Source organism: Phragmitibacter flavus (genome assembly GCF_005780165.1).
In the GTDB taxonomy this organism is placed as follows: Bacteria; Verrucomicrobiota; Verrucomicrobiia; order Verrucomicrobiales; family Verrucomicrobiaceae; genus Phragmitibacter; species Phragmitibacter flavus.
In genome coordinates this window covers 49,024-64,902 of record NZ_VAUV01000006.1, presented here as the reverse complement: position 1 = coordinate 64,902, position 15,879 = coordinate 49,024, and the positions used below count along the sequence as shown (strand labels likewise).

Below are 15,879 nucleotides of genomic sequence, written 5' to 3'. Positions count from 1 at the left end.
AATGATTGAGATTGGTGAGCTTGGAGGTCATAGGATTCAATTGAGTTCGAGGCATCAACGCCAGCCGATGAGCCACGATTGAAATTCGCTGGGGCGGAGGCGGTAGCGGGCGATGTTGCCGGGGTGGAGGTTGCCGAGTTCGGTCTCAACGGTCTCGATGAAACGGGGGCGGTCAGGAGAGGGAATGAGGGATTGCGCTTTTACGGCGATCAGGCGGCTGGCGGTGGCTTTGTCGAGACCGCCGCGCACGACCTCGCGCACGAAATCGCCGAGTTCGGTGCGGTAGCGGAGGCGCAGAAGGTCGGGATCGCCGAGAGTCTGGCGAATGGTCGAGTAGCGGGCGCAGGAACGTTCATAGGCCCACAGGTAGACATCGCGAAGATAGTCGACGCGGTTGAGTTCGTAGACGCCGAGGATGGCGCTGACGTAGTCGCTCTGCGAGACATCGACGAACGACATCGGGCACAAGTTGTGGCGCACCATGGGAATGTTGCAGGCCAAGCGCGAGACGCGTTTGTTGACGTCCTCGAACGGTTGCAAATACGGCAGGTGCACCATCGCGAAGAAGGATTGTTCAAAAGGGTTCTCAATGGCTTCGGCCTTGATGAGGATCTGACGGAACTGTTCGTCGATGAGTTGCGGCACCGAGGTGGGGTGATAGACGGTGCCGGTGATGCCGACGGGGCGCATGCGCAAGCGACCACCTGCGCGGGGATCGGGCAGGAGGTTTTCGGACAACAGGGCGTGAAGGTTGCAGACGGTGTAGTGGTTGAAACCGATTTCTTCGGGCTGTTCGGAGAGCAGTTCGATGGCCGCTTTGTGATTAAGGATCATCTGGGCATCGCGCAGGTCTTTACCAGCAGCGTTTTCACCGAGCTCGAGAAGGCGTTCGGTTTCCAGCAACGAATACGTGTTGCCTTCGAGACGGCTGGAGTTCCATGACAAGTCGATCAGCAGCCGGCCAAGCACCTGACGGAAATAAGTGCCCGCGGGTTGGAGGCCGCTCACGGACTGACCGAGACTGGTGAGCTTGGCGCGGTCGGATTTCGAGAGGTAAGCGCTTACATTGGGCTGGTAGGCGTCGAGGAAAGCGGGTTGGTAGCCAACCGGTTTTCGTTTGGCAAGAGGCTGGTGGACGATGTGGCGGATTTCGCTGCCTTCTTTAGAGAAAGGGATGCCCTCGTCTTTACGTAAGCGGCTGATCTCTTCGTGTTCGCGGCGTTTGGGATAGCGATAAGTGAGCTGCTCATGGGGAAGGGGCCAGTCGGTGACAGCGGGTAGCATATAACGTCGGCCACCGCGTTCGCCTCTGGCGAGCAGTTTCCCCTCTTTGACAAGAGCAGCCATGCGTCGCTGCAGAGTGCGACGGCTCTTTTTTGGAAGCGCTTGATGAATTTGTTCGAGCGACAGTGGAACCGAGTGCTTTTGGAACACATCGAGCACGGAAACAAAATCAGCATCTTGATCGGGGTGGCGCATGATCTGTAAATATGGCGCAAAATGGTGTTTGCGCCACAAAATGTGCCGAATGATGTCACTAAAAAGGGGGATTGTGGCGCATATTGCGCCAATTCCTAGGCATGTAAGGAAACCTGAATTTTCAGGGCTCCGGCAACACGACTTCGTAGGCGTGGAGTTGAGGATCGAGGCTGATGATTTTGATGCGTTCGATCTGGCATTGGGCGACCAGAAGGCGGTCGAAGGGGTCGCCGTGATGCGGGGGCAGTTCACCTTGCCGGAGCACATGAGGCAGGGTGATTGGCAAAAATTCGAAGCCGTTTGCCTCTACCTGAGCGGGGAATATTTCTGAGGGTCTGCGGTCGAGTTTTAGTTTCCCCAAGCCGTGTTTGATGCTGATTTCCCAAGGCACGACGTGGCTGATGAGGAAACGGTGGCCTGACGTTTCGATGAAATCATACCATCGACCTGGCAGTTTTGGGCTATTTTGCACAAACCAAAGGAAGATATGGGTATCCAACAGGAGCTTCATCACATGTAGTCCTTAAAAATATCCAGTGGTGCATCGAAATCGGGTGCCATGTAGAGGATCAAGCCCTCGGCGCTGCCCCGTTTCGGACGGGGTTTTTCCAGCGACTGGGAAGGGGGGCGCAGTTCAGCCACCAATTTGCCGCGACGGGTAATTTGCACCGATTCGCCTTTGGCGACTTGGTCGAGCAGTTCCGCGAAATGGGTCTTGGCCTCATAGGCACCAACGGTGCGGGTTTTCATGCGACCAGTTTAACCGACTGGTTGATTGCCTGTCAAGTTGGACTGGTATTGCGGATCGGAGTCGGATTGGTGTGATGGGTCAGGATGGTTTTGACTTGGTTAATTCGGCTTTCCAGGGTGCCAGTTAGGAGGGTGTGTTCAATGCCTCGAGCGTTTAGCTGATCCAGATACCAGGCATGTTGGTGAACTCGGAACTCGGCATCGCGACGGGTGCCGTCCTGATCAAATTGGAAGTCGGGTGCGCAAAGAAAGGTATGGTCATAGGGTCTTTGTGCAAAGGATTCGATTAAGGGATCCGCTCGGCCAAAGAGTGATCGGCTGTAGAACAGGGTGGTGAGAGGAGAGGTGTCGCAAAACAGAAATTCGCTGGCTTTTCTCGTGGCAAGGTCTTCACGTGCTGTTTGTGTGCGGGCAATTTTTAGCAGGTCATCGTAGTGAAGCGTTCCTGATTGTTGCTCCCATAATTCGCGGCCGTATTCGGCGACGTGAAGGGTGTTGTAGACTTTGGCAAGCTGCGCGGCCAGGGTGCTCTTGCCAGTGGATTCACCACCCAGGAAACAGACTTTTTTCACGAAAGTGGCGTATATCTCGGGAGACAACCAGTCACGCATGTCGTGAATGCTCTGGCGCACCCGGGTCCCTGATATGGGCCACGTCGCGCGTTCGAGATCCACCATGATGTGTTTCACGTTTAACGAGGAGATTCCGCGCTCGCGAAAGTAGGTGGTTAACTCATGCGCGAATCCTTCGCCGTAAGTTTCGCTGGTAAACACTGCGTCGACTTGAACCTGGAGAACTTCGAGGCAAAGAAATCCACAGAATCGGCGATGAACGATTTCCGCTGCATCGTTGTCGGGAATCTTGGCGAGAGGAACGTTGGTCCATGATTGAAGGCGTTCGTCGGTGACTGCAAGGTGTTTTACGGTTGGGTATCGGGCGGCGAACCATTGGTCGCGGCGATGGGATTCGCAGCCGGCAAACTCCGGTTTGGAATAGCTGATCACCACGACCTGCTGGCACGAGTCGAGCGCTCGTTTGATGAGCGATTCATGGCCGAGATGGAGGGGTGAAAATTTGCCCACGACCAAGCCGCATTGAAAGCTTTGGTTCATGGGGGTTGCATCCATTTTTTCCATCGGATTAGGGCGGTGATTGCATTGATCCAGAACAAGAGATAGAGAAGAGCGGTGAGGTGCAATCCGCGCGAATAGAAGAGCGGGACTGCGATCGAGTTGACTAAGAGCCAGCCCCACCAAGATTCGTAGTAGCGCCGCACCAACAACAATTGGGCGATCACGCTGAATGCCAGCACGAATGAGTCGAGAAACGGGGCGTAGGCATTAGTAAACTGATGGAGCAGCCAGCCATAAGCCAAGGCGGCAGTGGCGCCCACCGCAGTTGGCGCTAGCAGAGTTTTTGGCTGAACATGGCGGATGGCGCGGGCGGGATGATGGTTGCCGCTTTTCCAGTGATGCCAGCCGATCAAACAAGTGATGATGAAGAATCCTTGAAGGGTGACGTCGGCATACAGCCTGGCTTGATAGAAGAGGGCGGCAAACAAGACGCATCCAATGATGCCCGTCCACCATGTGTGGACTTGGTTTCTTGCCGCGAGCAGGATGGAAATGGCGTTGACGGCATTGGCGGCGATCTCGAGTTTGGAAGTCATTCAATTGGTGGAGGGAGCTGGGCAGGCACGCGGCGGATGATCAATCGCCCGATGATCTGATAGGACAAACGAAAAAGCGGCTGGGTTTCCCGCAGCCGCTTTTTGATCGAATGAATTAAGCGAAGTGCAACTTCGCGGTCCCTTTCCTTAACCGATGACTTCGGGCCAGTCGGTGTGGAAAAATTCACCTTCGGGTTTGTCGGTGCGCTCGTAGGTGTGGGCACCGAAGAAGTCGCGCTGGGCTTGAAGGAGGTTGGCGGGGAGGCGGGCGGCGCGGTAGCTGTCGTAATAACCGAGGCTGGCGCTGAACGCGGGAACGGGGATGCCGTTCAGGGTGGCGAGGCTGACCACTTCGCGCCAGTTTTGCTGGGTCTCGCTAAGCACGTCCTTGAAGAACGGGTCGAGCATGAGGTTGGCCAGGCTGGCGTTGGTGCGGTAGGCATCGGTGATGCGGTTTAAGAAGCGGGCGCGGATGATGCAACCGCCGCGCCAGATGCTGGCGATGCGCCCGAGGTCGAGTCCCCAGTTCTTTTTCTCGCCCATGGTTTTGATGAGGTCGAGGCCCTGGGCATAGGAGATGATTTTCGAAGCGTAGAGAGCGTCCTGAACTTTCTTGACGAGTTCGGCTTTGTCGAGGGTGATGTTGGTCTCGGGTCCGGTGAGCTGGCTGCTGGCGGCGACGCGTTGTTTCTTCTGGGAAGAAAGGATGCGGGCTTCGACGGCAGCGTTGATGGTGCTGATCACGACGGCGTTTTCGGCGGCGTTGAGGAGCGTCCATTGACCGGTGCCTTTTTGGCCGGCCTTGTCGACGATGAGTTCGACGATCGGGGTGCCGGTTTCAGGATCTTTCTGTTCAAGGGCTTTGCCGGAGATCTGGATGAGGTAGCTTTGAAGGTCGCCTTCGTTCCATTCGTTGAAGATGGCGGCCATTTCGTCTGTGGTGAAGCCGGCGTGTTTGAAGATGTTGTAGGCCTCGCAGATGAGCTGCATGTCGCCGTATTCGATGCCGTTGTGGATCATCTTTACGTAGTGACCGGCACCGCCGGGGCCGATGTGAATGACGCAAGGTTCGCCGTCGACTTTGGCGGAGATGCTTTCAAAAATGGGTTTCATCACTTCCCAGGTGGAAGGAGGGCCGCCGGGCATGATGGAGGGGCCTTTGCGGGCACCTTCTTCACCGCCGGACACGCCTGCACCGATGAAGCGGAGTCCTTTTTCGGCAAGGTAAGCGTCGCGACGCTCGGTGGTCTGGTAGTAGCTGTTGCCACCGTCAATGACGATGTCGTCTTTTTCGAGAAGAGGGATCAATTGCTCGATGACGGCGTCCACGGCGTCGCGATCGGTGTCTTTCACAGCGGTGGATTTCACCATGATTTGGATCTTGCGTGGCGTGGCGAGCGATTGAACAAATTCTTCAAGAGTCTTCGCTCCGACAAGTTTTTTACCAGGATGTTTGGCAACGAACTCATCCGTGGTGGCGGTGGTGCGGTTGAAGACGGAAACTTGAAAGCCGCGGCTTTCGACGTTGAGAACAAGGTTTTGGCCCATGACGGCGAGGCCGATCAAGCCGAAGTCACTTTTAGACATAAGGGATATAGGTGTTGCGGTGCTGTTGCTACTCGCCGTTTGAATGGCGGGAGGGGAGTTAACCCCGCTGAGAGCAATCGCCAAGAAGAATTTGGCGATGGCGCGGCAATTTGGTGAACCATTGCAGGCGACCCCGGGAGTGGGAGGGGCTGGACTCCCCCAATAAACCAGGTATTTATACGGGGCGAAAGAAATAAAAGGGTGCGTTTATCTGCGTTAAATAAATAATATGAATATATCATGTATTCATAAGTCAAATCTCTATAACTTTGTGAAAAAAATTAAAAGATAAATCGCAACTCACTCAGATTGAGAAAGTTATTTAGATGAATCCACATTTTGCCATTGACTCGTTTCAATCATTAGCCGCATAATTATAGGTAATCACAAAGCAACTACAGGAGCCACATAATGAAGCAAGTAAATCCATCCATCGTTCGTCGGTCTTTGAGAGGCTCGGCATTTACTTTGGTGGAGTTGCTGGTGGTGATTGTAATCATCACCCTCCTGCTGGCATTGATTGTTCCGGTGACCAGCGGCATTTCGAAAGCCAATCAAATTTCGATGGGGATTCAGACGGTGGTGGATTCATTGAGCATCGCCAGGCAGACGGCGCTCTCGCAAAACCGGGTGGTCGAGGTGCGGTTTTACAAGTATGCGTCTGAAGAGAGGTTGTCGACTGATCAGGAGGTGGCCGCCTTGCAGGTCTTCGTATTTGACGAGACCAATACGATCGCCAAGCCGGTTGCCGAAGTGCAGTATCTTCCCAACGGCGCGGTAATCAATGATGATGCGACCTATTCTACCTTGATGCAGGCGAGTCGGTTGAAAGACTGGCCCAATACTGCCGATCCCAAATTGCCTCTGCCAAGGGGAATTGGAACTGACTACACCGCCTACCGGCTTCGATTCCGTCCCGACGGGGCGACTGACTTGGGGGCCGGAACTTGGTTTCTCACCGTTCATGGAGCAAACGAAGAGGGCTCTCCGCCTCCCAACCACGCCGCCATCCAAATTGATCCCTACAATGGTTCATTGAGACTTTACCGCCCCGGTTGATCGGTCATTCGCCTGAACGCCAACCCCTTACTTTAGTTGACTGTTATGAAATCTTTTTCGAAAAACACACCAAAATACTCGATTGCTGCACGACTCCGCCAAGCCGGCTTTTCCTTGGTTGAGGTGACCGTGGCGACGGGAATTGCCGCATTCGGCATCATCACGCTTCTTGGATTGTTGCCATCCGGCATGAACATGTTTCGTGATGCGATGAATGTCACTGTCTCGTCCCAGATCGCCCAACGCCTCATCAAGGAGGCCGTGCAAACCGACTACGATTTGTTGGTGGGCGTTGCGCCAGGCGGCACGCCAGTAGCCGGAGTGCCTGTGGTCAAAGAAATTCGCTATTTTACCGATGAAGGAGTGGAGTTGCCTGCTGCGGATGCAGCGGAGGCCATTTTCCATGCGCACATGCGCGTGATGCCAGGAACTGATTTGCCCACGCTGTCGGGAGTTTTGGAAAACAGCTCGCTCGCAACCGTGACGGTTCAGGTGGCCCTCAATCCGCAGAACCAGGATCTCCCGATCATCGGCGGGTCGACCGATCCATTGGCGGGGACCATTGATCCTGCCACTCGCATTCCCTTCACCACTTTTACCAGTCACATCGCAAAAATTAAATGAACCAAGGACCCACATCTTCAAGATCGTCCCAGTCTGGCAAGAAGGGCTTCACGCTGGTGGAGTTGCTGCTGTCGATGGGCGTGCTGGCGATTCTGATGCTGCTGATTGTTCAGGTAATCGGCCAGACTAGCGATGTTTGGCGTAATACCACCGCCAAAGCAGACCAGTTCAGGGAGGCGCGCGATGCTTTTGAGGCGATTTCCAGAAATTTGTCGCAGGCGACGCTCAACACTTACTATGACTACTTCGACGCTTCGGGGAATCGGCGCACGGCAGCGAATGCATCGACCTTTGTTCCGAGCCGATATGGGCGGCATTCAGAGCTTCGGTTTCAAACGGGACCTGCCAGCACTCTGATTGGAGGAGCGGCCTCGACTCGCCCCACCCACGCCATCTTCTTTCAAGCTCCCTTGGGATTTAATAGTGAACCTGAAAATGCAGGGCTGGACAATCTATTGAACACGTGGGGGTATTTTTTGGAGTTCCGTCCAGACACCGATCGACCTGCGTTCGTTCCCGGTGTTACGCGAAGCCGCTTTCGGTTGATGGAATACAGGCAGCCCAGCGAAGAATTGAACATTTACGAGAGTCCAGCCGAATGGATCGATTCAGTCGAAGGCAGCGAATGGGCGCGTGTGGTGGCGAGCAACATCGTTGCGATGGTGATTTTGCCAAAACTGCCGAGCAAAGGTGCCGTCGGCGATCCAACGGTGGATCCGGACGGAAACAAACTCGCTCCTTTGTATGCCTATGATTCGACGCTAGTCGGCCAGGGCGCTTCCAACCCCGAGCTCAACAGCCTGCACCAGTTGCCGCCGGTCGTCGAGTTCACCATGGTGGCGATTGATGAAGCATCCGCCTCTCAGCTTGATCTGGAAAATGGAAGTTCGCCTCCCAATTTTGGGTTGAGCGCCATGTTCCAAAATGCTTCCCCCGAAGCGCGTCGCGCTGATTTGGAATCGCTTGTCGGCAACCTGACGGCCAGCGGGGTGAGTTATCGAGTATTTAGCACGGAGATAAGCATACGCGGCGCGAAATGGAGTCGCGAACAGACGGTTGTAGCGTCTTCCCCATAAGACCTGCGTCACGCCATCAATTAACCAATTTAGAAAGTTAAAATATGAAAAAATCGAATCGTCGTGCCCAGATGGGTAAGCGCGAGAAGGGAGTGGCGCTCGTCATTGTGTTGAGCTGTCTGCTGCTGGTTTCAGGCTTGGTGCTCTCCTTCTTTCTGAGCATCTCCACTGAGACCAAGGCTTCGAAACTGGCTGACAGTGGTGGTCGGAGCCAGAGTTTGGTCGACACCGCCGTCAACATTGTGATGGCCCAGATCCGGGAGGCCACCTCGCAGGGAAGCCAGATAGCCTGGGCATCCCAACCTGGCATGATCAGGACATGGGGAGACTCCGCTTCCAATGTCGCATCTTCAACCCCACGCACCAATTACAAACTTTATTCTGCAGAGAGAATGACATGGACCAATACAGGAACGGCTTTTGACCCTGATGTTGATGTGCCACCTGCCTGGAGTTCAACGCCGTCTCTTTTTGCCGATATCAATCAACCGGTCTTGAACCTGCAGGGCACCAAGCAATATCCGATCGTCGATCCATCGAGTCTCGACCTGGCAGAAACGGAGCGGCCCAAGGGGTTCAGAATTGATGCCCCGCCGCTTGCCACCGTAGGACCATCGGGCGCGGAAGTGAATGAGGCTCCGATGCCGGTTCGCTGGTTGTATATGTTGCGAGATGGATCACTCACCTCTCCAACGGGTGGGGGAACTGCCGGAAACGACGGAACCGGCGGCACTGCGACCTGGGTAGGAAGTGCAAATCCTCCGACGCGAGAAAATCCTATCGTTGGAAGGCTGGCTTTCTGGACGGACGATGAAACGTCGAAAGTGAACATCAACACGGCTGCCGGTGACCGCTGGGAGCCAGAGGGAACTGGCATTTATGGACCCGAGGCGGGCTCTTATTGGGCTCCTCCCCATACCGGCACCGCGTTTGATCGCGAAGGTCTGGCAAACCGTTCGCCGGCACAGTTTGAATATCAGCGCTATTCCGGACATCCTGCCACGACTTATCTCAGTGCCGTCATTCCCAATCTAACTCGTGAGCAAATTGGACAAATCGCCCCCCGCATGCAGATGGGCGGATCAAACGGAGGCAGAGTTATCCCTACGGAAGTGGTTACTCTGGATGACGACCGTCTCTATGCCTCCGTCGATGAATTGATCTTTACCCCCGAATCGGGCGGCACGACCCGAACGATGCAGACCGGAATAACCCAGGCCCAACTCGATCGCAGCCGTTTCTTCCTGACCGCCACCAGCCGGGCCCCGGAGGTTTCGCTTTTCAACAAGCCGCGCGTATCGATGTGGCCGGTGCATCGCAATAATGATGCAACCTGGCGCACCGCTTTTGACCGGTTGATTGCATTTTGCTCTGAGACAGCCAATGGCGGAAAGTATTATTTTGCCAGGGAGCTGTCGACCAGTCCAACGAATGATTACGACAATATCCCGCGCAACGGAGAGGTTTATAACTACCTCCGGGATCTGATGGAACAGAACGTCCCGGGTTATGGAGGCAACTTTCTCAACAAATATCCGGTTCCTCCCGGTGGCAACGCATCAGACAGGGACCAGATACTTACGTCAATCATGGACTACGTGAGGTCAACCAACCTTTATGATGACAATCTGCATCCTGGGCAGTATCCAGCGACCGGACAGAACAAACAGTTTGCTGGTCGCCGCGGATCAGCTGGGGGTGTTGGAGACCCCGGATTTGGACAGGTAGCTCCCATTCACGCAGCCAACACCAACACAGCGGGATTTGGTCGGTATTACAGTTTGTCTGAAGCAGGATTGGTGTTGATTGCGACGGCGGATGGGAGTGGCGACCCTGCGGAAGACGACAACTTAAACAAGGCGAAAATTGCCAGCAATGTTACTGCGAATCGCTCACTTGGCGGCAGCCTATTGACCTCCGGCCAGAAACGGATTGAAGCCATGTTCATGATGGAATTGTTCTGTCCAAGTCGGGGGGCGAATTACATCCGCCCGTCCATGCAGATACGGGTGACAGGGTTGGAAAATCTACGGATCAACAGCACCATCCCGCTGGGTTTCCCAGCTGATGGGATCGTTTCATTGAACACCGCCGCCAGCAGCATGTTTCATGGACGCGCCTGGGGCGGAACGGCGGGGTATCGTCTGCCTTTGGTGGTTGGTGGAAGCCAGAGAAGGATACCTGCCAGAGGACCAATGGCGGCAGATACTGGGTTGAATGATCAGAACGTTTATCCTTTCATTAGCGCACCCGTTACGGTTCCCGCAACAGGCAATCTAAGGTTGACCAGTGTTGGTCCGGTAACCGTGCGTATCTACGCCGGACACACGCCAACGGTGACGGATAGTTCCATTCCTTTGCAGACGATCCAGCTTCAGTTTCCGCCAATTCTGAGCATGCCTTCGCCGGAACTGATCGCGACGGGAACGGATACGGCACCAAACAGCAGTGCGGGAACGCCCAGTGCCGAGGCAACAACCAGGGAGAACTGGTGGTCATTCTCGAATGACGGAGCTTTCTCCGGGAAACCTGGCCGCTTGCATCAGGCAAGCAGGAACCCGGGCACCAGCACGACCAATCCCTACGCGGGGTCAATTTTCCGGCAGGGTGACATCGTCAAAACCTTGATGCCTCTGCATGGAGACTACCGCCTGATTGCCGGGCGAAAAGAAGTCCCCGTGGAGGTTTTTGAACGTCACCCAAACTATGCCACTCCTGGCATTCGTATGGCGCATACCTTCACGGAGACGATTGGGTCAAATTTCGTTCAAGGTGGATTTACAACGGGCAAGTTGCTGTCTTTGCCTGGAGTCGTCTATAGCAGTAACACGGCACCTGATGTGCCAACAGAGGCGGGGTCCGAAGCGGCGACAGCCACCGGGGATTGGGATACGGGCATAGCGACTTATACCGACGGACCTTACATCAACAAACCGGATGAGGGGAACGGATCACGTAATCTGGTCAACGGCACTCCTGAAGTTCCTTATTATGACCGGACCGAACAATTTGCTGAACCCGGACCAACGTTCTTCTCGCCCAACCGCCAGGTAAGCTCGCCGGTGATGTTCGGATCGCTTCCAACCGGTATTCAGGCAAATGTGCCATGGCAGACTCTTTTGTTCAGACCGCACACGGGAACTGGTGCGACTCATAAAGGTGTGGGGACGGCAACAGATCCCCCAGACCACCTCCTGCTTGATCTGTTCTGGATGCCGGTGGTGGAGCCCTATGCGGTTAGTGAACCGTTCTCCACGGCGGGTAAGATCAACATGAACTATCAGATGATGCCCTTTACCTACATCCATCGCAGCACCGGGCTGCATGCATTGTTCAGAAGCGAGCGGGTGGTGGCCATTCCGAACGCCAATTCCACCAACTACAAGGGTTCGGCGGCAAACCTCCCAGAAACGTTCAGACAGAGGATCAATGCGGAGGAAACCCTGAGACAGTTTGAGCTGCGTTTCAACAATGGAGCGGATGTGTTTAAGTCAGCGAGTGAAATCTGTGAACTGTTTCTGGTTCCTGAAGGCCAGACGTTTAGCGCGGCAGCGATGCGGGACTTTTGGAACAACCATGCTCTTACGGGTGACAACCTTAAAGAGCGTCCTTACAGCGCCCTGTATCCTCGACTGACGACCAAGTCCAACACTTACACGGTGCATTATCGGGTCCAGACCCTGGCTCAAGCGGTGCGCAGTCGCGGCACTGATGCCACGGCGTGGGCAACTTGGAATGAGAACACCGATGTGGTCGCTTCAGAGATCCGCGGCTCGACCACTTTGGAACGTTATATCGATCCATTGGATCCAAGCCTTGTGGACTTTGCTTCGCCTAGTGTGGGTGAAGCCAGTCTCGATGACTACTACCGCTTCCGAATCATTTCGACAAAGCGCTTCACTCCATAATTTTTGCCGCAAATCCTACCCGCTTTTCCTTTTTATGATTCCCCTCCAAATCAATAGATTCACCCGCTTCATTCCCATCTTCCTGGGGGCTTGTTTGATGATGGCCACCAGTATGAGATCGTATGCATTTGAATGGATTGGACCGAGTGGCGTGCAAGCGTGGAACGTCGACGAAAATTGGAGCTTTGGCGTGCCTGGCGCGATTGGTGGCACTACGGGTGATGTTGCCATATTCTTTGAAGACAACGGTCCCACGTCAGTCACGATTGACGAAGACCGGTGGATAGGTGGAATTGGATTTTTCACCGGAGCAGGCGCATATACATTGGGCAGTGAGGGAGCCAATGGAGGTTTCGCCTTGCACATGGTGGATCAGTCACAGATCATCATGGATGCCGGGGTGACGCAAAACCTGACTATTGATGCGCCGCTGATCATTGAGCCTACCAGCGCGACGGATGCCGGGGCGTTGTCGTTGATCAACATCGCGGCCAATGGGGCGGTGGGTCCTCGCATGATTGTGAATGGCAACATCTCTTCTGGCGTCACCTCTCAAGGTGCGACCCTGGCACTTGATTCATCGGTTGGGACAAGGAATGCGGTTGGCGGAGCGAATTTGGTTTCAGGAGTGATTTCCGATGGCGGTGCAGCTCAGGGGTTGACGGTAACCCTCAGGAGCATTTCGACAAATGCTTCCGGCGGTGCAACCCCATCAGCCGAGCGTGGGGCCTGGAATCTCACCGGGCTCAGCACTTACACGGGAGATACGGTGTTGGAGAGCGGGGCGCTTTTTTTCAATACCATCGGATTGGCTGGCCAAGCCAGCGCCATTGGGGCGGGCGATACTTTCAGACTCGGAGGTGGTTCCATCGCCTTATACACTGGGGCATCGGCTACGACCGATCGGGCCATCATTAGCAACGGGGGCACGTGGTTTAACAACACCGGCAACTCCACCGTCACCATCACTGACGCAGGGAGTGTGACCCTCACCGGCTCACTTACGTTCCGGGGTAGCGGCAGCTTTAGTATTGATGCTCTCATCACCGGGTCAGGGTCACTGAGCCGAACGGATGGTGGGACGGTGTTTCTGAACAACGTTAACAACAGGTTTACTGGAGGGATTAGCATTTCGACCGGGACCTTTGAAGCTGCATCGATTGCCACGATAGCTCAGGCCGCCATTGATGGATCTGCCATTGGGGCAGGAACAACGATTGCCCTAGGACAAAATCAGGCCAATGTGCCTGTGGGACGCCTTCGAGTTAGCAGTGCAACAGGAGGAACGACCGATCGTGCGATTACTTTAAACAACGGGGCCAATTCCCCTGCCACCGGAAGTGGCGGCATTCTTGAAAGCGGTGTCGCCGGCCAAACAGTGACTTTCTCGGGAACCGTCAAAACTGCGTCCGCAACGGTAACCCATGCGAGTTATCTTGGTTTAACGGGAGTTGGAAACGGAGTGATGTCCAACATCATTGGCGGCACCAATGCGGATGCTGCGGCCAACGTGAATCTTCGGCTTGAGAAAAGCGGAGCGGGCACTTGGGAATTGCAGAGGGCGAATCAATATTATCGCGGCACCTTGGTGAGTGCGGGGACATTGTTGGCAACGAACACGACGGGTTCTGCGACAGGATCGGGGGAGATTACCGTCAATGGAACAGGCATCCTCGGCGGCACTGGAATTGTCGGAGGCGCTGCGGGGTCGACGATCACCGTTGGCAACACGGGCACGGTGATGGTGGGGAATACTCACAACATCGCCACGGGAATGATGAGCGCGGCAGGTTACACGGCTGCTGAGTCAACCTTCACCTTGGGAAGTGGCGCTGATGTGGACATGAATCTTCAGGGAACCTTCCAATTTGACCTGTTCGGTTATGGAGATGCAGGAACGACATTTGGTGATGCGGACTTATTGTCGTTCGATACCACGGGGATGATTACCATTGGCTCTGCGGCGGTGATTTCCATGGCCGATGTCAGTGGTGGCAGCAACTGGACCACCGGGACCTGGCAGTTGGTCGACTGGTCGGGAGTGGACCCGAGCATGGTGACGGGCAGTTTTACGTTTGATCTTGACACGGATTCCCTGGCATTCGGTTACGGTTGGGATGTAAGCCAATTCATGACGAACGGGACGATCTCGATCATCGATATTCCGACTCAGACCTGGATCGGTTCTGGTGTGGACCAGCCAACTCAATCTTGGGCGAACGCGGCCAACTGGGAAAACAACAACGTGCCGGGTCCAACTGATGATGTGTTCTTCGACTCAGCGGGGACAGTTTTGGGCGGGCAAACGAGGGTCATTACCGCGATCGATGAAAACAAAAGCTTCCGAAACTTGTATTTCTCCGGGGCGCAAAACTATCTGATCAACACCGGCTCCGGAGGAGTGATGTATGGCTATGGGACGGTCCTTGAGGTGCAAGGTGGCAACCAAAGTTTTGGTGCCCAGTTCCGAGTTGCCAATGGCGTGGACAATGAGTTTAACATCATCAACAACGGCACCCTAAATTTCAGCCAGCCGATCATGTATCATCGCTTGTCCGGATCGGTTGCCAACAAAACGTTGATTTTCAGCGGTAGCGGTGACACGACCGTGAATCATTTCCAACGGCGGATGAACAACTACGATTTGAGCATCGTGAAAAATGGCACAGGAACTTTGACGCTCACTGGATCGACTGCCATTGCCGCTGAGGCCAATTTGGCGGGGGCGATTACTGGCACCATGACGGTGAACGATGGGATACTGAGGATCAATCAGGAGGGGAATCTCGGAGCCAATCCCGCCGCCTTTAATCCCGGCCATCTGACGATCAATGGCGGCACCGTTTCGGCTTATGCCGACGTCACCATCGACGATGAAAATCGCGGGGTCACGTTTGGAGAAGAAGGTGCGACATTGAGGGTGGAAAATGCGGCGCAAACGTTTGCGGTGAACACGCCGGTGACGGGGGCTGGTGGATTGGTAAAGACAGGCCCGGGAACCTTGAGTCTAGGCGGAGCTAACACGTATCTAGGAGATACGGTGGTATCCAGCGGGGTGCTGCTTGCAGTCAACGAGTTGGGTTCTGCAACCGGGATCGGCAACGTTTCGGTAGCATCGGGCGCGACGCTTGGTGGCTCCGGGGCAATTTCGGGCGGCAACAGTATCTCGGTGGTCAGTGGGAGTTTCCTGCGTGTGGGGACTTCTCATGGTAGCCCGGGAGCGGCGGCGGAAGTCTTGCAGCTCGGCTTGGGAGGTGCGGCCAATGTGGCGATTCAGGGCACGATGCAGTTCGATATCCGGGGCGCAGGAAGTTTGCTGCCTTTGGATGACAATTATTATGATTCGGCCAACACCAGCAATGACTTCTTGGAAATTGAAACCTTGGGGTCGTTGAGTTTGTCTGGTGGGGTGGTGGAGGTCTCGGTGGAGAGCACGATGGACTGGGTGGATGGGCACATTTGGAAGTTGATTGACTGGTCGAACATGATGCCGTCTTCGGTGGATACGACCGGGCTCACCCTGGCAACGACGGTGTTTGATGGGTTCATGCTGGAGCAGATCATTCGGAATGATGGTTATTATGTGATGGCGATCGTGCCTGAGCCAGGACGTGCAGTTCTGTTGATGGTCGGGGCAATGGTTTTGGTCTTGCGTCGGAAACGCGATTGAAGCAAAAATGGAACCGGGAACTTTAGATGATTAAGGTCCATGGTAAGAATGTTGGAC

General features: G+C 54.8%; 11 protein-coding genes. 5 read left to right on the top strand and 6 right to left on the bottom strand.

The window, feature by feature from the left end:
- Positions 1-54: 54 nt before the first annotated feature.
- The 6 genes from FEM03_RS08605 to gnd all read right to left on the bottom strand — a co-directional run bounded on the left by FEM03_RS08605 (position 55) and on the right by gnd (position 5,485).
- Entirely contained in the window at positions 55-1,347 is a 1,293-nt protein-coding gene (locus FEM03_RS08605) for a Fic family protein (protein ID WP_206170932.1), read from the bottom strand.
- A 253-nt stretch (positions 1,348-1,600) separates the two neighbouring features.
- The gene (locus FEM03_RS08600; protein ID WP_138085801.1) at positions 1,601-1,990 is read right to left on the bottom strand and encodes a type II toxin-antitoxin system VapC family toxin; all 390 of its coding nucleotides are present in this window, start codon (positions 1,988-1,990) and stop codon (positions 1,601-1,603) included.
- Positions 1,990-2,229 (bottom strand): type II toxin-antitoxin system Phd/YefM family antitoxin, encoded by a 240-nt coding sequence (locus FEM03_RS08595; RefSeq protein ID WP_138085800.1) that lies wholly within the window; start codon positions 2,227-2,229, stop codon positions 1,990-1,992. Before FEM03_RS08595 ends, FEM03_RS08600 begins: the two co-directional genes overlap by 1 nt.
- A gap of 32 nt (positions 2,230-2,261) precedes the next feature.
- The gene (locus FEM03_RS08590; protein WP_240772716.1) at positions 2,262-3,365 is read right to left on the bottom strand and encodes an AAA family ATPase; all 1,104 of its coding nucleotides are present in this window, start codon (positions 3,363-3,365) and stop codon (positions 2,262-2,264) included.
- Positions 3,338-3,898, bottom strand: a complete 561-nt coding sequence (gene pnuC, locus FEM03_RS08585; protein WP_138085799.1) for a nicotinamide riboside transporter PnuC — start codon at positions 3,896-3,898, stop codon at positions 3,338-3,340. The genes FEM03_RS08590 and pnuC overlap by 28 nt, the downstream gene beginning before the upstream one ends.
- 147 nt (positions 3,899-4,045) lie before the next feature.
- The gene (gene gnd / locus FEM03_RS08580; RefSeq protein ID WP_138085798.1) at positions 4,046-5,485 is read right to left on the bottom strand and encodes a decarboxylating NADP(+)-dependent phosphogluconate dehydrogenase; all 1,440 of its coding nucleotides are present in this window, start codon (positions 5,483-5,485) and stop codon (positions 4,046-4,048) included.
- 411 nt (positions 5,486-5,896) lie between these two features.
- Between gnd and vccD the strand changes: the two genes are divergently transcribed.
- From vccD to FEM03_RS08555, 5 genes are read left to right on the top strand one after another with little or no spacing between them, the layout of a single operon-like run.
- Entirely contained in the window at positions 5,897-6,544 is a 648-nt protein-coding gene (gene vccD, locus FEM03_RS08575) for a Verru_Chthon cassette protein D (protein WP_138085797.1), read from the top strand.
- Positions 6,545-6,589: 45 nt separating this feature from the next.
- A complete protein-coding gene (gene vccB / locus FEM03_RS08570; protein ID WP_138085796.1) occupies positions 6,590-7,168 on the top strand; it encodes a Verru_Chthon cassette protein B in 579 nt (192 codons plus the stop codon).
- Positions 7,165-8,244: a Verru_Chthon cassette protein C gene (gene vccC, locus FEM03_RS08565; protein WP_138085795.1), complete on the top strand. Its 1,080-nt coding sequence runs from the start codon at positions 7,165-7,167 to the stop codon at positions 8,242-8,244. The genes vccB and vccC overlap by 4 nt, the downstream gene beginning before the upstream one ends.
- Before the next feature lie 44 nt (positions 8,245-8,288).
- Positions 8,289-12,152: a Verru_Chthon cassette protein A gene (gene vccA, locus FEM03_RS08560; RefSeq protein ID WP_138085794.1), complete on the top strand. Its 3,864-nt coding sequence runs from the start codon at positions 8,289-8,291 to the stop codon at positions 12,150-12,152.
- Positions 12,153-12,186: 34 nt separating this feature from the next.
- Complete coding sequence (locus FEM03_RS08555) at positions 12,187-15,822, top strand: autotransporter-associated beta strand repeat-containing protein (RefSeq protein ID WP_166442733.1); 3,636 nt, start codon at positions 12,187-12,189, stop codon at positions 15,820-15,822.
- Positions 15,823-15,879: the final 57 nt, after the last annotated feature.